Genomic DNA, 18,891 nt, shown 5'->3' with positions numbered 1-18,891 from the left:
AAAAAGATGTGAATATACTATACTAGTGGAATAAAAAGGAGCGTGACAAAAATGGCAGAAAAACAGTATTACATGACGCTTGAAGGTAAAGCGAATGTTGAAAACGAATTAAACGAACTGAAGTCAGTCCGCCGTAAAGAAGTTGTCGAAAACATTAAGATTGCCCGTTCATTTGGTGACTTGTCGGAAAACGCGGAATATGATTCAGCGAAAGAAGAACAAGCAATGGTCGAAGGCCGGATTGCTCAATTGGAAGAGATGTTACGCAACGTTGCCATCATCTCGGAAGATGAGAAGGATATCTCGGTCGTTGGTATCGGGACGACAGTTACATTCTTGATCCTTGAAGACAACGAAGAAGAAACGTATACGATTGTTGGTAGTGCAGAAGCAGATCCATTCACCGGGAAAATCTCGAACGAATCACCAATTGCGAAAAGCCTGTTCGGCCACAGTGTCGGCGAGCAAGTTTCCGTTCAAGCACCAGGCGGAGATTTCGCTGTAAAAATTACATCAATCAAGTAAATACGAATGAACAGCAGCCGGAGCAATCCGGTTTTCTGTTTGAACGGGGGAAAAAGAGATGCCGATCGCAATTATCGGAGCAATGGAAGAAGAAGTAAACTTACTTCGGAATGAATTATCAGAACGAAAAGATACGGTCATTGCCAACTATCATTTCTATGAAGGGCTGTTGAACAGTGTACCAGTCGTCATCTTAAAATCCGGTATTGGAAAAGTGAATGCAGCAATCGGAACGACGTTGTTACTCGATCATTTCAAGCCAAGTTCCGTCATCAATACCGGATCAGCCGGCGGATTCAGAGCCGGTCTGAAAGTCGGTGACGTCGTCGTTTCGACGGAAGTCCGTCATCACGACGTCGACGTGACAGCGTTCGGTTACGAGTATGGTCAAGTACCGGGAATGCCGGCTGCCTATACAGCTGATCCAAAATTGATTGCAACAGCGGAAGCTGTCATTGAACGAATGGATGCGATTCGGGTTGTCCATGGTTTAATCGTGACGGGTGATTCGTTCATCCATGATACGGAGCGTTCAAACCTTATTAAAACGAACTTCCCGGATGTCGCGGCAGTTGAGATGGAAGCAGCACCGATTGCACAAGTTTGCCATCAATTCGATGTTCCGTTCGTCGTGACACGTTCGATTTCTGACAGCGCCGATGAAGAAGCATCCCTGTCATTTGATGAATTCTTGGAGATTGCTTCGATTAATTCAGCGAAGATGGTCATGGAAGTCGTCCGCACATTAGCTGATTCAGAGTAATCTGGATGACGTAAAAGAAGGTCTCTCAACGGGAGGCCTTCTTTTCTCTTTGACAAAATGTGTTTAACGCTTTATATTAGTACCAGATACTAATTTCAAAGGAGCAATCATATGAATATCGGAATTGTAGGACTCGGTACATCATTACCCGAACATCGGATGACAAATGATGATTTAGCAGCGACACTCGATACGAGTGATGAATGGATTCGGTCACGTACAGGAATCGGGGCGCGGCGGATTGCAGATGATGCAGTTGATGTCACGGATTTAGCGACGGAAGCAGCGCAAAAAGCATTAGCGGATGCCAATTTGACAGCAGACGACATCGGATTGATTGTTGTCGGAACGGCAACCGGACGTGCTTTCCCGTCGACTGCCTGTATCGTTCAGGAGCGAATCGGCGCACTCGGAGCGACAGCTTTTGATATCAGCGCAGCCTGCAGCGGATTCATTTTTGCCCTACAGACGGCTTCGAGTATGATGACGGCAACGGGATCGAAACACGCACTCGTCATCGGAGCAGAGAAGATGTCAAGCATCGTTGACTGGTCAGACCGGTCGACGGCCATCTTGTTCGGTGACGGTGCCGGAGCAGTTGTTCTCGGTCCAACCGAGCAACAAGGATTGAATGCCTTTGAATTGGGCACGGATGGCCGCGGAGCACATCTGTTATTTAAAAACTTGGATGGTCCAATTGAAATGAACGGTCGGGAAGTCTTTAAGTTCGCAGTCCGCAAGTTACCGGACATCGTGGAGAAAGTCATTCAAAAAGCGGACGGAACCCTGGACGAACTTGATTTACTGATTCCGCATCAAGCGAATTTACGGATTATTGATGCAGCACGTGAACGGCTTGGGATTGCAGAAGAGAAAGTGATCGTGACGATTGACGAACATGCGAATACATCTGCTGCGTCAATACCACTTGCACTAGAAGAGGCACGGCGACAAGGAAGATTGTCACCGGGGACGACACTTGTCCTCGCCGGATTCGGCGCAGGTTTGACATGGGGAGCAGCTTACATTACTTGGACTAAAGGGGAGAACACATAAAATGATGAGAAAACGTGTAGTAGTAACAGGTATGGGCGCACTGACGCCAATCGGTAATGATGTCGATACATTCTGGAATGCCTTAAATGCCGGTGAAAACGGGATTCGTCCGATGGAACGTCTCGATATCGATGAGTATCCGACGAAAGTAACGGGAGAATTACAGAATTTTGATGTCACGGAATTCATTGAAGCCAAGGAAGCCCGGAAAATGGACCGTTTCGTTCATTATTCGCTCGTCGCAAGTATGGAAGCCGTTAAAAATGCTGATTTGGATGTTAAACCCAATGCTGAACGTATCGGCGTCTGGATCGGATCCGGTATCGGCGGCGTCGAGACGATTGAAAAACAGGCGAAAATCTATTTTGAACGGGGTCATCGTCGTGTCAGCCCATTCTTCATCCCAATGATGATTCCAAACATGGCCAGTGGCCAAGTTTCGATTTATACAGGCGCAAAAGGACCGAATAACTGTTCCGTCACTGCATGTGCTTCCGGTACAAACGCGATTGGTGAAGCGTTACGCGTTATTGAACGCGGTGACGCGGACGTCATGATCGCCGGTGGAGCAGAAGCACCGATTACCAATCTTGCATTTGCTGGTTTTTGTGCCAATAAAGCGATGTCGACGAACCATGATCCAAACACGGCAAGCCGTCCGTTTGATGAAGGCCGTGACGGATTCGTCATGGGAGAGGGTGCCGGAATCCTGGTACTTGAAGAGTATGAACATGCGGTCGCCCGTGGTGCCAAAATCTATGCAGAAGTCAGCGGATACGGATTAACAGCCGATGCTTACCATATCACAGCACCAGATCCAGACGGCGACGGCGGAGCGCGCGCAATGGCGATGGCGATTAAAGATGCAGGTATCGAACCGGCTGCCGTTCAATACATCAATGCACACGGAACGAGTACACCGATGAATGATGTGTTAGAGACGAAAGCAATCCATACGGTCTTCGGCGAGCACGCTGAAAAATTAGCCGTCAACTCGACGAAATCAATGATCGGTCATTTACTCGGCGGTGCCGGTGGAGTGGAAGCCATCGCAACGATTAAATCGCTGCAGGAGCAAACCGTTCACCCGACGATTCATTTGGAGAATCCAAGTGAAGGATGTAATCTCGATTACGTGCGTGAGGGAAGCCGGTCATGGGATCTTGAGTATGCACTCAGCAACTCGCTTGGATTTGGTGGTCATAATGCTTCACTCGTCTTCAAACGATATCACACATAATCTCGTGCGAAGCAGAAGCGGAAAAGCGATTTAACGGTTCGGATGACCTTTAAATCGTTTTTTTTTATATAAAAAAATTCTGCTTTATTTTATAAAGACGAATTGTAATATTAAGTGCAACACCTAGCTGAAAACACAAAAAAAACCCATAACGGCCTCGTGTAGAATAGAGTTACCACACAAAATTCAACGGAGGATTCGTTATGAGCTATATTCATCTTACCATATCAGAAAGAGTCAAAATAGAGACGTATCTCGAGCTAGGTTTCTCTGTCCGAAAGATTGCGGGACGCCTGGGGCGTCAACCTTCTACGATTTCACGAGAATTGAAACGAAATCCTCATTACGATTCTTCTCATGCTGACCAGCGTTATGTGGAGCGAAAGAAGAAGTGCGGTGCACGTACGAAGTTTACGCTCGAAAAAGGAATCTGCATCCTCGAAAAATTACGGGAGACGTGGTCCCCTGAACAAATTGCCGGACGATTATTCCAAGAAGAAGGACTCTCGTTCAAGACAATTTATCGTTGGATTTATAGTGGCCTCGTCGAGGCCGATTCTGGACTTCTTCGGCAAAAGGGAAAGCGTCAGAAACCACGTGAGACGCGCGGACGCTTCAACGTCGGACTGCCAATCAGTAAACGTCCGTCCGACGTCAAAGGGCGTCAAACGTTTGGACATTGGGAGCTTGATACTGTTGTATCGGGTAGAGGAACGTCAAAAGCCTGTGTCGCAACGTTCGTCGAGCGAAAGAGTCGTTTTTATCTCGCTGTACCGATGGAAAATCGGTCCGCTCAATCGATGGAGTCTGCGATTCAAGCATTACATCTTTCCTTCCCGTTGGGAACGTTCCAAACTGCGACGACAGATCGTGGAAAAGAGTTTAGCTGTCATGAACGAATTCGTGACACGTTAGGCTTACCCATGTATTTTGCAGATCCGTATTCTTCTTGGCAGCGTGGTAGTAACGAGAACGCCAATGGTCTTCTCCGTGAATTTTTCCCGAAGGGGACAGATTTCGGAAAGGTCAGTCGTTCTGAAATCGCTCAAGCGCTCGCCTGGATTAATGGGAGACCACGAAAATGTCTTAACTGGAAAACTGCATACGAGGTCTTCACGGAAGAAGTGTTGCACTTAATTTGACAAACCGTCTAAATAAAAAAATAAAAATCTAAAAATCCCACTTATTTTCAAATTGTTTTGAAAAAATATTTAGAAAAATCGGATAAAAGGTTTGCAAAATTATCAGAACATTGTAAACTATTTGTAACGAGAGGTTTTGGTCGAATAAAAGTTATGACTTTTTTTTTCGCTCAAAAACCTTAGATTACTAGCTTTGGAAATTTTAGGGGGGTCATCGTATCATGAAAAAGAAAAGTTTTGCACTGGCTACATCTGTAGCCCTCGTTTCAAGCGCGTTCCTCGCAGCTTGTTCGACGACTGATTCAAATGACACATCATCGGGCGACAAAGGTTCGGACAAGAAATCAAGTGAGCAGACGCTAAACTTGATCGAAAGTGCTGATATTCCAACGCTTAACCCAACAACTTCTACGGATGCCGTGTCGTTCAACGTTTTGAACAACACAATGGAAGGTCTTTATCGTTTAGATGACAAGCAACAGCCGACACCGGGTATTGCTGAAAGTCACACAGTTTCCGATGATAAATTGACTTACACATTCAAGCTACGTGATGCAAAATGGTCGGACGGTACACCAATCACAGCAAAAGACTTCGAATATGCTTGGAAAGAAGTCTTGAACCCGGATAATGCTTCGCAATACGCGTATGTTTTCTACAACATCGAAGGTGCTGAAGAATACAACACGAAAAAAGGCGAGCGTGATGCGGTTGGCGTCAAAGCAGTTGACGACAAGACATTCGAAGTAAAATTAAAAGCACCAGCTGATTACTTCCTCGGTTTAACTGGATTCGGACCATTCATGCCGAAATCAGAAGAACTTTCGAAAAAAATCGGTAAGGACTTCGGTTCAACAGCTGATAAATCACTTTACAACGGACCATTCAAATTAACAGAATGGACACGTGAACAAGGCTGGAAAATGGTTAAAAACGATAACTACTGGGATAAAGACAGCGTGAAGCTGAACACGATCAACGTTAAAGTCGTTAAAGAAGTTGCGACAGGCGTTAACCTTTATGAAAAAGGCGACATCGATCGTGCTGGTCTTTCTTCAGAGTTCGTTGCCCAGTTCCAAGACAACAAAGAGTTCAAAACTAAAGGGGAGTCAACAATCTTCTACCTTTACTTGAACACGAAAGTCAAAGCTTTGAACAATGAAAAAATCCGTCGTGCCATCGACATGGGTTACAATAAAAAAGGAATCACGGACGTCATCTTGGCGAACGGTTCGCTTCCTGCAAACTACATTGTACCAAAAGACTTCGCGAAAGATGCTGACGGAAAAGACTTCCGTGAAAAGTACCCGACATTCAACGAGTACAATGCAGACGAAGCGAAAAAACTATGGGAAGAGGGCTTAAAAGAAATCGGTCAAAAATCGGTTGAACTTGAGCTCCTTAACTACGATAGTGATGATGCGAAGAAAATCGGTGAGTTCTTGAAAGGTGAGCTTGAGAAGAACCTTCCAGGCATGAAAGTCACAATCAAGCAACAACCGTTCAAAAACAAATTGGATCTCGAAAACAAAGGCGACTTTGAATTCTCGTTCGCCGGCTGGGGTCCTGACTACCAAGATCCAATGACATTCCTCGATCTCTTCTTGACTGACGGACCATACAACCGTGGTAAATGGTCAAACAAAGAGTACGATAAACTCATCAAAGATGCACAAACACAAACAGATGCAGCAAAACGTTGGTCTGAACTTCAAGAAGCAGAGAAAATCCTTCTTGATTCAGCAGCGATCTCGCCTGTTTATCAGCGCGGACGCGCATTCCTCGTTAAACCATACGTTAAAGGTGTTGTCGAACATAACTTCGGCGCAGATTTCTCTTACAAATGGGCTTCTATCGAAGGAAAATAAGTATGATAAGCGTTCCCTTAACCGGGAGCGCTTTTTTTAGTTGACGGTTTGTCAAATTAAGTGCAACACTTCTTCCGTGAAGACCTCGTATGCAGTTTTCCAGTTAAGACATTTTCGTGGTCTCCCATTAATCCAGGCGAGCGCTTGAGCGATTTCAGAACGACTGACCTTTCCGAAATCTGTCCCCTTCGGGAAAAATTCACGGAGAAGACCATTGGCGTTCTCGTTACTACCACGCTGCCAAGAAGAATACGGATCTGCAAAATACATGGGTAAGCCTAACGTGTCACGAATTCGTTCATGACAGCTAAACTCTTTTCCACGATCTGTCGTCGCAGTTTGGAACGTTCTCAACGGGAAGGAAAGATGTAATGCTTGAATCGCAGACTCCATCGATTGAGCGGACCGATTTTCCATCGGTACAGCGAGATAAAAACGACTCTTTCGCTCGACGAACGTTGCGACACAGGCTTTTGACGTTCCTCTACCCGATACAACAGTATCAAGCTCCCAATGTCCAAACGTTTGACGCCCTTTGACGTCGGACGGACATTTACTGATTGGCAGTCCGACGTTGAAGCGTCCGCGCGTCTCACGTGGTTTCTGACGCTTTCCCTTTTGCCGAAGAAGTCCAGAATCGGCCTCGACGAGGCCACTATAAATCCAACGATAAATTGTCTTGAACGAGAGTCCTTCTTCTTGGAATAATCGTCCGGCAATTTGTTCAGGGGACCACGTCTCCCGTAATTTTTCGAGGATGCAGATTCCTTTTTCGAGCGTAAACTTCGTACGTGCACCGCACTTCTTTTTTCGCTCCACATAACGCTGGTCAGCATGAGAAGAATCGTAATGAGGATTTCGTTTCAATTCTCGTGAAATCGTAGAAGGTTGACGCCCCAGGCGTCCCGCAATCTTTCGGACAGAGAAACCTAGCTCGAGATACGTCTCTATTTTGACTCTTTCTGATATGGTAAGATGAATATAGCTCATAACGAATCCTCCGTTGAATTTTGTGTGGTAACTCTATTCTACACGAGGCCGTTATGGGTTTTTTTTGTGTTTTCAGCTAGGTGTTGCACTTAATATTACAATTCGTCAGTTAAAAAGTGGCTGACGCAACAGTCGATTTTTTCAAAAAAAATCCGGGTGGCAGAATTGGAATCTGCCACCCGGATTTCATTAAAAGATAACTGAAATTATTTTTTTACTTTTGCCCGTTTACGCTGAAGGCCCATCGCTTTTTCGACTTTCGCCAATTTGCGTGAGGCAACCAGTTCCGCTTTATCGCGCCCTTGATCAAGAATTAAATCAAGTTCTTCTGAATCAATCAGCTCGTGATACCGTTGCTGGATTGGTTCGAGTTCCGCTACGATGACTTCCGCAACATCTGCTTTAAACACACCGTAGTTTAATCCGTCATACTTCGCTTCCAAGTCTTTAATGGAAATACCGGCAAGCAGCGAATAGATTTCAAGTAAGTTCGAGACGCCGGGTTTGTTTTCCCGGTCAAATCGGACGATGCCTTCTGAATCCGTGACGGCAGACTTAATTTTTTTCCGAATGACATCCGGTGCATCAAGCATTGAGATATAACCTTTTGGATTCGTATCCGTTTTTGACATTTTTTTATCAGGAGACGTTAAGCTCATGATACGGGCACCTGTTTCAGCGATAACCGGTTCGGGCATTTTAAACGTTTCGTAGTATCGGCTGTTGAAGCGCTGTGCCAAATCACGTGTCAATTCAATGTGTTGTTTTTGATCGTCACCGACCGGCACGAGTTCTGCATCATACAGCAGAATGTCCGCCGCCATCAAGGTCGGATAAACAAACAATCCGGCACCAATCCGGTCTTTTCCTTGCGATTTGTCTTTATATTGCGTCATCCGTTCCAATTCACCCATACCGGACAGGCATGTCAGCATCCAACCGAGTTGCGCATGCGCTTTGACCTCCGACTGAACGAAAATGGTTGATTTTTCAGGGTTTAATCCACTTGCGATGTACAATGCAGCCAGTGCCCGTGTATTGTTCATCAGTTCGACGCGGTCAATGTCGACTGTAATCGAGTGTAAATCGACGATGCAGTAATAGGCATCATGTTCATCCTGAAGATTCACAAAGTGTTTCATTGCTCCGATGTAGTTACCGAGCGTGACCGTACCCGTTGGTTTGATGCCTGAAAAAATTGTTTTCATGAGATTCCCTCCAAAAAATGAAATAAAAAAGATGACTCGTTCCTTGAAATTATCAAGGGACGAGTCATCGCGTTGCCACCCAAGTTGCTAGAACACTAGCCGCTCATTTGCTGTAACGGGCAGACCCGTCTGATTCTACATGATTTCGAATCAGCCACTCCGAAGTCCATTCCATCTGTTCCGACTGTCCATTTCCACCGTCCATGGACTCTCTGTAAGTGGTGATCAGATGTACTACTCTTCTTCACTGTGTTCTCTATAACGTTATCTTCACTTTATCACATGTCTATTCAAAACGTCATTAAAATTCAATCAAATGAACGACAAAAGCAATGAAACGACGATGCAGATAAAACCACTGGAGAGATACGGAACTGTCCGGTTGGAAGCCCGTTTTTGTTTTGCTTCCAAGAGTTCACTTTCTTCGTCCTCGTCTTCGTAATAATCACCGTCGACTTCGCGTAATTTTGCTTCACGTTGCTTTTTGAAGCCGGCAGTGACCCCTTTAAAAAATCCATTGGCAGACATACTAGAGAAAAATCCAATCGCGAGTAACAGAAAACCGGCAATGAATAAACCGCCGGACAGGTGATACATCAGGGAGTGGGTCGCATCGGCAACAACGGCCCAAATCGTGTAAATCGTTGTTAAAATCAAGGCAATCAAAAGCGGGCGAAATAGTTTGGCAGACATGATGAACCTCCTACGGCAAGATGATGATTTCATTATACGCAAAGTCAAGGACAGTTACGACTCTGTATTATTCAGAGCGTGTAAAATAGCAAATAGTGTGACTATTCACTTGACGTTATTGTTATTCTCACATAAAATCAATTTATCACTTCGTTTAAGATTTTGAAACTAGGTCAATGCGTTTTGGGGAACGTTGAGGCAGTTTCGACGAGATGTCTAAAAATCGTTTAGTTGTAGCGGTTTTAAAAAAAGAAAAGGAGATGACTCACCGATGAATAAAAAAACAGTCGGTCTCGCGTTATCAGTTATGCTTGCAGGAAGCGTTGTTCTTGCAGGGTGTTCAACAACAGGTGACGGAGATAAAGATGCAGGTTCTTCTAACGGGAAAAAGGTCTTACGTCTAACAGATACTTCTGATATTACGACGGTCGACCCGGCACAAGCAACAGATGCTGTTGCCTTCAACACGATCGGCAACACGATGGAAGGTCTTTACCGTCTCGATAAAGACGGAAAAGCGATTCCGGCACTTGCTGAAAAAACAGATATCTCAAGTGACAATCTCACATACACATTCACACTTCGTGATTCGAAATGGTCGGACGGAACTCCTGTCAAAGCACAGGATTTCGAGTTTGCATGGAAACGTGCCGTCGATCCTAAAACGGCTTCCGGTTATGCGTATATTTTTGATACGCTTAAAAACGGATCTGACGTCTCACAAGGTAAAAAACCGGTTGATGAGTTAGGTGTTAAAGCCATTGATGATAAAACTCTCGAAGTTAAGCTCGAGCGTCCGGCACCGTATTTCCTTTCACTGACATCATTCGGAACGTATACACCAATCAGCGAAGATTTCTATAACAAAAACAAAAAAGATTTCTCGCTTCAACCGGATAAATTACTTTACAACGGTCCTTTCGTTTGGACTTCTTGGAAAACGGATTCAAAACGTGTTCTGACGAAAAACGAAAACTACTGGGATAAAGACAACGTGAAATTGGATGAAGTATCAATCCGCGTCGTCAAAGACAACTCAACTGTTGCGAATCTCTATGATACGGATGAAATCGATTATGCCGGATTGACATCTGAACAAGTAGCAACATATGAATCAAAACCTGAGTTCAAGACAGCACTCCGTTCATCGATTGCTTACTTGAAATTCAACAACGAAGACGCAACAATGAAAAACGTCGATGCACGTAAAGCAATTGCCCGTGCGATCGATCCGAAAGGGATTACGGATACGTTACTTGCGAACGGTTCGATCCCGACAACAAGCTTCATTCCGAAAGAATTCATCAAAGATGACGCAGGGAAAGACTACACAAGCGACATCAACTGGTTCGACCGTGATGGAAAAGAAGCAGCTGACCTTTGGAAAAAAGCAAACGGTAACAAGAAAACGACAATCGAACTCCTGTCATTTGACAGTGAAGATGCGAAAAAAGTCGGTGAGTACATGAAGGGACAAATCGAGAAAAACCTTCCGAATGTTACCGTCTCAATCAAACAACAACCGTTTAAAAACAAACTTGACTTAGAAGCGAAAGGCGACTATCAGATGTCGTATGCACTTTGGGGTCCTGACTACCAAGATCCAATGTCAAACTTGTCGATCTTTGAATCAACAAACAGTCAAAACGACGTGAAGTATAAATCGTCTGCTTACGATAAATTGTTGAACGCTGCCAATGAAGAATCAGATGTTGCAAAACGTCTTGATCTCTTTAAGCAAGCAGAATCACAATTGATTGAAAAAGATCAAGCCATCGCGCCGATCTATCAAGCAGGAGCTGCTTTCTTGAGCCGTCCGTCTGTCAAAGACTTTAACCGTCAAGTCTTTGGTGCTGACTTCCAGTACAAGTACGTTGATGTGAAGTAATTGAAAATCGGAGCGTCCTTGAGAACGTTTTCAAGGTACGCTCCTGTTTTATACGTTTTTTTCTGAATGGAAACTCATTTTGTTATCAGAAATGTGAACTTTTCGTAAAAAATGGGTTCTAATTACTTTGTTAGCAAAGTATAATGGAATCAAACGAAAAATTCTGAAATATTGGTTAACTGCGAAAAAACAGTAACCAGGGGGGCGTCAATCAGTCCAAGATAAAAAAGAATTTTAATTTTTACAACAAAATTCTTGAATGTTCCGACAATTTTGGGTCATACTGATTTTATTGATGTTTCGAAAAAAACAGAAAATCTTTATAGGGGGTGCCATCTATGGGCCGTTATTTAGCTCAACGCCTTGTTTACGGCGTACTGACGTTTTTACTCATCGCTTCGTTCACTTTCTTCCTAATGGATCTGTTACCAGGTTCACCGTTCCAAAACCAGGAAAAACTTTCTCCTGAACAGTTGGATATCCTGCGGGATAAATACAACTTGAATGATCCGCTTCCACAACGCTATGCAGCGTACATGGTTAACTTGGTTCAAGGGGATCTCGGCGTATCATTTAAATATGACAGCCGTCCAGTAACAGATTTAATCATGGAACGAATTGGACCATCAGCTCAACTAGGTGTTCAAGCCCTCGTGCTCGGTGTATTGCTTGGTCTTGTTCTCGGTGTTGTTGCGGCTCTCCGCCACAATACAGCAGTTGACTACGGTGCGATGTTTATTTCGGTACTTGGGATTTCCGTGCCATCATTCGTATTTGCGTCACTTCTTCAATATTATATCGGAGTGAAATGGGGCGTATTGCCAGTAGCCTTCTGGGAAAGTCCAGCACATACGATTCTTCCGACGGTATCCTTATCGCTTGGGGTAACGGCCTCGATTGCCCGTTTCGTTCGAACGGAGATGCTTGAAGTCACCGGTCAGGATTACGTGACACTCGCTAAGGCAAAAGGCCTAGATGGTCAATCAATCACTTGGAAACACATGGTGCGTAACGCTTTGATTCCAGCAATCACGATTCTTGGACCAATGACAGCAGCCTTGATTACCGGAACATTCGTCATTGAAAAAATCTTTGCGGTACCGGGTCTTGGTGAGTTGTTCGTTTCATCCATCACACAAAATGACTATACGGTTATCATGGGGACAACACTGTTCTTCTCGGCAGTCTTTATCTTTATGATCTTGCTCGTCGATATTCTATATGGTGTCGTCGATCCACGGATTCGTTTGGGGGGTAGCAAATAATGGCAGAACAAAATTCAAACGCAAAAGCGGAGCAGTTCGATTCCTCGTTGTTCCAACCAGTAGAATTTAATGAACAAGCGGGTGAGCGGATTGCCGGAAAAAGCTTAAACTTCTGGCAGGATGCATGGACACGGCTTCGCAAAAACAAAGCGGCGATCCTGTCGCTCGTTATCATCGTCATCATCGCATTGTTATCACTATTCGGACCAATGTTATCCGGTAGAGATGCTTATACCCAAACGATTACTCAAGCTAAACTTCCACCAAAAATCACTGGTCTCGAATGGGCTGGTTTTGACGGAATGGCGACACTTGGTGAAAAGCCAATCGATTTTTATGAAACAAAACAAGTCAAAGATACATTCTGGTTCGGTACGGACCATCTCGGACGTGACTTATGGTCACGTATCTGGGAAGGAACACGGATTTCACTCTTCATCGGTCTTGTCGCAGCAATCATTGACGTTCTAGTCGGTGTCACGTACGGCGGTATCTCTGCTTACTACGGTGGACGCGTCGATAACATCATGCAACGGATTGCGGAAATTCTGACAGGGATTCCGAACTTGATCTTAATCATTTTGTTCATCTTAATTCTTGAACCGGGAATCACGACGATCATCCTCGCGATGACGATCACCGGCTGGATCGGGATGAGCCGACTCGTCCGCGGACAAATCCTGAAACTTAAGAACCAGGAATTTGTTCTTGCAGCACGTACACTTGGTGCTTCTAGCGCACGTTTAGTATTCAAACATTTGATTCCAAATACACTCGGTACAATCATCATTTCATTGATGTTCACGATTCCAGGTGCGATTTTCTTCGAGGCTTTCCTAAGCTTCATCGGTCTTGGTCTTGCTCCACCGCAACCATCACTGGGTACATTGATCAATGAGGGATACAAAGAATTAAAAACATTCCCTTACTTGCTCGTCATCCCATCGACAATCCTCGTACTTGTCATGATCAGCTTCAACATGCTAGCCGATGGATTACGTGATGCGTTCGACCCACGTCTGCGTCGCTAACGGAAATAAGAGAGGAGTTCATCCACAATGGAAACTATTTTATCAGTACGCGACCTGACTGTCGCTTTCCATACGTATGCTGGGACGGTTCAAGCCGTCCGCGGCGTATCGTTTGATTTAAAAAAAGGTGAGACACTTGCCATCGTTGGTGAATCCGGTTCAGGTAAGTCGGTTACATCAAAAGCCATCATGCGTTTGATTCCGAATCCTCCTGGGGAAATCACAAAAGGTGAAATCATGTTTGAAGGCCGTGATTTGGTCAAACTCTCTGACAAAGAGATGCAAAAAGTCCGTGGTCGTGATATCGCGATGATCTTCCAGGATCCGATGACATCATTAAACCCGACGATGACCATCTTCAAACAGATTGCAGAAGGTTTGAAACGTCACCAAGGATTGACAGGCGACGCAGCGAAAAAACGGACGCTTGAATTACTGACACTCGTCGGAATTCCGAATCCGGAAGCGCGTCTCAAACAATACCCGCACCAATTGTCAGGCGGTATGCGTCAACGGATCGTTATCGCAATCGCACTGGCTTGTAATCCTAAAGTCTTGATTGCCGATGAACCGACGACAGCACTCGATGTTACGATTCAAGCACAGATTCTTGAGTTGTTAAAAGACATCCAGCAAAAAACAGGTACAGCCATCATTTTCATCACGCACGATCTAGGTGTCGTAGCGAACATGGCAGACCGCGTAGCGGTAATGTATGCTGGGAAGTTGATTGAAAAAGGAACTGTCGATGAGATTTTCTATGAGCCACGTCATCCTTATACATGGGGACTTCTTGGATCCATGCCACGACCGTCTGACGATCGTTCGCAAGACTTGCCGGCAATTCCTGGTACACCACCGAACTTATTGCACCCGCCGGTCGGTGATGCATTTGCACCACGTAATCAGTACGCAATGAAAATTGATTTCGAGAAAGAACCTCCGTTCTTCCCGATCACAGATACTCATGAAGCGGCAACTTGGTTGCTACATCCGCAAGCACCGTATGTGGAACCACCAGCAGCCATCCGCGATCTTGCGCTGAAGTATCGTCCAGATAGCACATTCGCGAAATCGCTTCTGAAAGGCGGTCTAAAGTAATGGAGAATCGTAATAAATTACTTGAAGTAAAAAACCTGAAACAACACTTTAATATCGGTCGTGGTCGTGTCGTCAAAGCAGTTGACGGTTTATCATTCGATATTTATGAAGGTGAAGTCCTTGGGCTTGTTGGAGAGTCCGGTTGCGGAAAATCGACAACAGGACGTTCGATCATCGGTTTATACGATGCGACAGACGGAGAAGTTCTTTTCAAAGGTGAAAATGTTCATGATAAAAAATCACGTAAAGAGAAATTGAAATTCAACCGTTCGATGCAGATGATTTTCCAAGATCCATATGCATCGTTGAATCCACGGATGACAGTCGGAGATATCATCGCGGAAGGAATCGATATCCACGGTCTTGCAAAATCGAAAGACGAGCGAAACAACCGTGTCTACGATCTTCTTGAAACAGTTGGTTTGACGAAAGAACACGCGAGCCGTTATCCGCATGAATTCTCAGGTGGACAACGTCAGCGGATCGGGATTGCCCGTGCGTTAGCCGTCGAACCAGACTTCATCATTGCCGATGAGCCAATCTCTGCACTCGATGTATCGATTCAGGCACAGGTCGTCAACTTGATGAAACAGTTGCAACGTGATCGCAGTCTGACGTATCTGTTCATTGCCCATGATTTATCAATGGTCAAATACATCTCGGATCGGATCGGAGTCATGTATCAAGGTCACCTCGTAGAATTATGTGATGCGGATCGTCTTTATGAGAACCCGGTCCATGCGTACACGAAATCCTTGTTATCAGCGATTCCACTTCCGGACCCGGAGCATGAGCGGACACGTAAGCGGATCATTTATGACCGTCCGACAGGCGGAGCGGTCGGGAAGTCGAGTGAAGACTCAAGCATCCCGCCATTACGTGAAATCGAGCCGGGCCATTACGTCTCGATGACAGATGCAGAACTCGAAGCGTATCAAGCACAACTGGTGTAATCAATCCAAATTAAAAAGGCATTCCTGAATGTATTCGGGAATGCCTTTTTTTAATTTTCAGAAGCAAGACGGGGAAGGTTGTTAAAGCGGTGGACAACCGAGTCAAGAGCATGCAATCGATTGACGGCTTCTTCAAATGGAATCTTCTCATAATGATGAAGGCCACCCGGCTGTTCCTCGAGCGTATCTGCATCATGGACTAATTGTTGCAACGGAGTCCGATTGATCGTACCTGGTGGTAAATAAGAATCTGTATGCAAGAGGACAGCAAGAGCAATTTCTTTTGCCCGTTCCGGCTCTTCACCAAGCCGGATCAGTAACTTGTGCGCCCGTTCTGCTCCTTTAATTGCATGGATATCATTTTGACGGTAGAGATCATAATTCCATGTGCCGTCCGTATACCATTCGTAATGACCGATATCATGAAGCAAGGCAGCCTTCGTTGCCGTATCCGCATCAAGACCGCGTTGAGTAGCAAGTGTCAAAGCTTGTTCAGCTACGGAAATAGCATGATTCAAGCCAGACCGTTCTAAATATTTTTGAGCAATCGGGTGTTCAATGATGGTGACAAGGGTAACTGACATAAAGAAATAACTCCTTTCACGAGTAAGTATTTCTATACACTCTACGTGAAATTGAAAAGAATTGCAACTGTTTGTCTCATGTTTATCGACAATCTCACATAATTAATTGACACAAGTAGGAATAGAAATCGGGTAAACGTGGTATACTAAGTAATGTAGAAGATGAAAAAATTAGCTTTCGTTGGTTAACTGTTCTTTTTTCGGACCGAGTGAGGTGTCGGAGTATGAAAGAACGTGATAAAAAGAAAAAGTTGAAAAAGCGCCTTTTGCGGGACATTTTCGAAAAAAAATTAAAAGAGATTAAACTCCCGAAAGCAAAAGAGACGATTTCTCAACCCTTTGATCACACACCAGCTTGCTGAAGCCACCTGGTGGCTCTGGCAAGTTTTTTTACGAAAAGTTCTTTCATCTCAAAACATATTGGGTTTTCTTTCAGTTGAAATCAATGTAAACTATCAAGTAATAGAATCATCAGCTGCTGTGTAATACATTTACGCAGGGGAAATGATGTGAAATCAGGGGGAGGATGTTTTTCAATGGTAACACTCTATACTTCACCAAGCTGTACTTCTTGTCGTAAAGCGCGCGCATGGCTTGAAGAACATGAAATCCCATTTGTGGAACGTAATATTTTCTCGGAACCATTATCGCTTGATGAAATTAAACAGATTCTTCGTATGACAGAGGACGGAACGGATGAAATCATTTCGACCCGTTCAAAAGTCTTTTCAAAACTAGATGTATCGGTTGAAAATTTATCATTACAACACTTGTATGATTTAATTCAAGAATATCCGGGGTTGTTACGCCGTCCGATTTTGATTGATGAAAAGCGTCTTCAAGTTGGATACAATGAAGATGAAATTCGCCGATTTTTACCACGTAAAGTTCGTACATTCCAACTATTGGAAGCACAGCGCCTTGTCAACGAATAATATACACCGAGCACGCTGCTTTCTGAGCAGTGTGCTTTTTGTTACCGTCTAAAAAGGTTAAAATAGAGTTAACAAAGGAATATACCCTATATGTTGAATGATTCTTTTGAATCTATGTGAAGTGCTCGTTCGTATACTAGATAAGAGCGAGAGGAAAGGAGTGGACATATTGAAAATCGAACGCGTCAATGACAACACCGTCAAGTTCTTCATTACGTACACGGACATCGAACGCCGCGGCTTCGCCCGAGACGAGATTTGGTACAACCGTGAGCGTGGAGAACAGCTATTCTGGCAGATGATGGATGAAGCGAATGAAAAAGAGTCCATCTCCTTCGAAGGTCCACTATGGATACAAGTTCAGGCATTTGAAAAAGGTCTTGAAGTCACTGTTACAATCGCTAAAACAACGATTGACGGAGAACAAGTTGACGAAGATGAGTTAGATTCGTTACTTCGTTCCGCGATGTCTGATGCGGAAGAAAAAGAAACGGAACTCAGTCAAGATGTCTTATTTGAAACAACAGATTTCGAGCATATCATTGCCCTTAGCCAATATGCAGAAGCACCGATCTTCGAAGAAGTGAAAACGTCTCTTTATCAAAAAGACGGACTGTACCTGTTGCATCTTCATTTTAAAGAAGAAACAGAAGTGGAAGAACAGGAAAATGTGATGAGCCTGATTGCAGAGTATTTAAACTTCAGTGAACAGACAATTCATCCGGTGGCAGAGTACGGAAAAGTTATCGTACCAAACGACGTATTTGCGTTCATCCGGAAACATTTCCCGAATTAACAGAATCAAACGCTATAACAAAGGACTGCTCCAATGTGTTTGGAAGCAGTCCTTTGTTGTGTAAAAAGAATCAAGTGAGAGTATAACCGCCGTCGACGATTAAGGTTTGACCGTTGATGTAGCTCGCTTTATCGGATAATAAAAAGCAGACGACTTCTGCGATTTCGGATGGATGAGCCGCTTCGCCGCGTAAATGATGTTTCATTGCTAAATCGAATTTATCTTTTCCACCGTATAAAGAATGGCTTAACTTCGTGTCGACAGGGCCAGGACAAATGGCATTAAAACGATACTTTCCGTGAAACCGGGCGGCATATGTTTTCGTAAGCGTAAGAAGAGCACTTTTGGAAGAAGCATACGGTAAGAGCATGGCAGGGAATTTAACATGTCCGACAATCGCGCTGTTGTTGACGATGGAGGCACCGCGACTCAGCCGTTTGACAGCCTGTTGAATGATTTGCTCCGGTGCATGATAATTGACTTGGAAGACTTCGGCTTGCTGTTCCGTCACCCGTTCTGGTGCGACCGGTTTTCCGAAAGTTCCGGCATTATTGAAAATACCATCGAGTGTCGGGAATTGTTCTTTGGTGTCTTCAAAAAATTGATTGATGGCTGACGGGACGGATAAATCGACTGCAAAGAAGCGGATCCGTCCGTCACCACGACTTTCCAAGTAGTTCCCGCGTTCCTCGTCTCGTCCAAGTGCAAGGACGGTATGTCCTTCTTGAGCCAGTTGTAAGGCGGTCGCTTCACCAATTCCGCTTGTTGCACCAGTCACTAAATACGTTTTCATATTGAATCGTCCCTTCTACATAAAAGTGTGTCATCCATAACTAATCAAAGGAGGGGATAC

19 protein-coding genes and 1 other annotated feature are annotated in these 18,891 nt (G+C 44.5%); of the genes, 14 read left to right on the top strand and 5 right to left on the bottom strand.

Going from position 1 to position 18,891, the window contains the following annotated elements; genetic code table 11:
* Positions 1–51: 51 nt before the first annotated feature.
* The 6 genes from greA to EXIG_RS10540 all read left to right on the top strand — a co-directional run bounded on the left by greA (position 52) and on the right by EXIG_RS10540 (position 6,594).
* A complete protein-coding gene (gene greA, locus EXIG_RS10565; RefSeq protein ID WP_012370935.1) occupies positions 52–525 on the top strand; it encodes a transcription elongation factor GreA in 474 nt (157 codons plus the stop codon).
* Between the two features lie 58 nt (positions 526–583).
* On the top strand, positions 584–1,288 hold the full coding sequence (mtnN, locus tag EXIG_RS10560; protein WP_012370934.1) for a 5'-methylthioadenosine/S-adenosylhomocysteine nucleosidase: 705 nt from the start codon (positions 584–586) through the stop codon (positions 1,286–1,288).
* Positions 1,289–1,399: 111 nt separating this feature from the next.
* Positions 1,400–2,344, top strand: coding sequence for a beta-ketoacyl-ACP synthase III (locus tag EXIG_RS10555; protein ID WP_012370933.1), 945 nt, complete (start codon positions 1,400–1,402; stop codon positions 2,342–2,344).
* 1 nt (position 2,345) lies between these two features.
* On the top strand, positions 2,346–3,584 hold the full coding sequence (gene fabF / locus EXIG_RS10550) for a beta-ketoacyl-ACP synthase II (RefSeq protein ID WP_012370932.1): 1,239 nt from the start codon (positions 2,346–2,348) through the stop codon (positions 3,582–3,584).
* A gap of 203 nt (positions 3,585–3,787) precedes the next feature.
* Positions 3,788–4,726: an IS30 family transposase gene (locus tag EXIG_RS10545; protein ID WP_012369167.1), complete on the top strand. Its 939-nt coding sequence runs from the start codon at positions 3,788–3,790 to the stop codon at positions 4,724–4,726.
* A gap of 221 nt (positions 4,727–4,947) precedes the next feature.
* A complete protein-coding gene (locus EXIG_RS10540; protein ID WP_012370931.1) occupies positions 4,948–6,594 on the top strand; it encodes a peptide ABC transporter substrate-binding protein in 1,647 nt (548 codons plus the stop codon).
* Positions 6,595–6,645: 51 nt separating this feature from the next.
* Here EXIG_RS10540 and EXIG_RS10535 read toward each other — a convergent pair whose 3' ends face one another.
* From EXIG_RS10535 to EXIG_RS10525, 3 genes are all read right to left on the bottom strand, one after another.
* Complete coding sequence (locus EXIG_RS10535) at positions 6,646–7,584, bottom strand: IS30 family transposase (RefSeq protein WP_012370930.1); 939 nt, start codon at positions 7,582–7,584, stop codon at positions 6,646–6,648.
* Positions 7,585–7,790: 206 nt separating this feature from the next.
* Positions 7,791–8,792, bottom strand: coding sequence for a tryptophan--tRNA ligase (gene trpS, locus EXIG_RS10530; protein ID WP_012370929.1), 1,002 nt, complete (start codon positions 8,790–8,792; stop codon positions 7,791–7,793).
* 52 nt (positions 8,793–8,844) lie between these two features.
* Positions 8,845–9,049, bottom strand: a binding site (T-box leader).
* Positions 9,050–9,104: 55 nt separating this feature from the next.
* The gene (locus tag EXIG_RS10525) at positions 9,105–9,485 is read right to left on the bottom strand and encodes a DUF3899 domain-containing protein (RefSeq protein WP_012370928.1); all 381 of its coding nucleotides are present in this window, start codon (positions 9,483–9,485) and stop codon (positions 9,105–9,107) included.
* A gap of 271 nt (positions 9,486–9,756) precedes the next feature.
* Between EXIG_RS10525 and EXIG_RS10520 the strand changes: the two genes are divergently transcribed.
* From EXIG_RS10520 to EXIG_RS10500, 5 genes are all read left to right on the top strand, one after another.
* Positions 9,757–11,373, top strand: coding sequence for a peptide ABC transporter substrate-binding protein (locus EXIG_RS10520; protein ID WP_012370927.1), 1,617 nt, complete (start codon positions 9,757–9,759; stop codon positions 11,371–11,373).
* Between the two features lie 338 nt (positions 11,374–11,711).
* On the top strand, positions 11,712–12,638 hold the full coding sequence (gene opp3b / locus EXIG_RS10515) for an oligopeptide ABC transporter permease (protein WP_012370926.1): 927 nt from the start codon (positions 11,712–11,714) through the stop codon (positions 12,636–12,638).
* The gene (gene opp3C, locus EXIG_RS10510) at positions 12,638–13,669 is read left to right on the top strand and encodes an oligopeptide ABC transporter permease (RefSeq protein WP_012370925.1); all 1,032 of its coding nucleotides are present in this window, start codon (positions 12,638–12,640) and stop codon (positions 13,667–13,669) included. The genes opp3b and opp3C overlap by 1 nt, the downstream gene beginning before the upstream one ends.
* Positions 13,670–13,696: 27 nt before the next feature.
* Positions 13,697–14,770 (top strand): ABC transporter ATP-binding protein, encoded by a 1,074-nt coding sequence (locus EXIG_RS10505; RefSeq protein WP_012370924.1) that lies wholly within the window; start codon positions 13,697–13,699, stop codon positions 14,768–14,770.
* A complete protein-coding gene (locus tag EXIG_RS10500; RefSeq protein WP_012370923.1) occupies positions 14,770–15,723 on the top strand; it encodes an ABC transporter ATP-binding protein in 954 nt (317 codons plus the stop codon). Before EXIG_RS10505 ends, EXIG_RS10500 begins: the two co-directional genes overlap by 1 nt.
* A gap of 50 nt (positions 15,724–15,773) precedes the next feature.
* On the opposite strand, the gene EXIG_RS10495 is transcribed toward EXIG_RS10500, so the two are convergent.
* Positions 15,774–16,307 carry an HD domain-containing protein gene (locus EXIG_RS10495; RefSeq protein ID WP_012370922.1) on the bottom strand — a complete coding sequence of 178 codons (534 nt, stop codon included), beginning with the start codon at positions 16,305–16,307 and terminating at the stop codon, positions 15,774–15,776.
* 224 nt (positions 16,308–16,531) lie between these two features.
* Here EXIG_RS10495 and EXIG_RS15945 point away from each other — a divergent pair, with 224 nt between their 5' ends.
* The 3 genes from EXIG_RS15945 to mecA all read left to right on the top strand — a co-directional run bounded on the left by EXIG_RS15945 (position 16,532) and on the right by mecA (position 18,038).
* A complete protein-coding gene (locus tag EXIG_RS15945) occupies positions 16,532–16,669 on the top strand; it encodes a hypothetical protein (protein WP_012370921.1) in 138 nt (45 codons plus the stop codon).
* Positions 16,670–16,843: 174 nt separating this feature from the next.
* Positions 16,844–17,242, top strand: coding sequence for a transcriptional regulator SpxA (spxA, locus tag EXIG_RS10490; protein WP_012370920.1), 399 nt, complete (start codon positions 16,844–16,846; stop codon positions 17,240–17,242).
* 169 nt (positions 17,243–17,411) lie between these two features.
* On the top strand, positions 17,412–18,038 hold the full coding sequence (mecA, locus tag EXIG_RS10485) for an adaptor protein MecA (RefSeq protein WP_012370919.1): 627 nt from the start codon (positions 17,412–17,414) through the stop codon (positions 18,036–18,038).
* Between the two features lie 70 nt (positions 18,039–18,108).
* On the opposite strand, the gene EXIG_RS10480 is transcribed toward mecA, so the two are convergent.
* Positions 18,109–18,831, bottom strand: coding sequence for an SDR family NAD(P)-dependent oxidoreductase (locus EXIG_RS10480; protein ID WP_012370918.1), 723 nt, complete (start codon positions 18,829–18,831; stop codon positions 18,109–18,111).
* Positions 18,832–18,891: the final 60 nt, after the last annotated feature.

Origin of the sequence: Exiguobacterium artemiae 255-15 (genome assembly GCF_000019905.1) — a bacterium.
GTDB classification, from domain to species: domain Bacteria; phylum Bacillota; class Bacilli; order Exiguobacteriales; family Exiguobacteriaceae; genus Exiguobacterium_A; species Exiguobacterium_A artemiae.
This window is presented reverse-complemented; position numbering and strand designations above follow the sequence as displayed.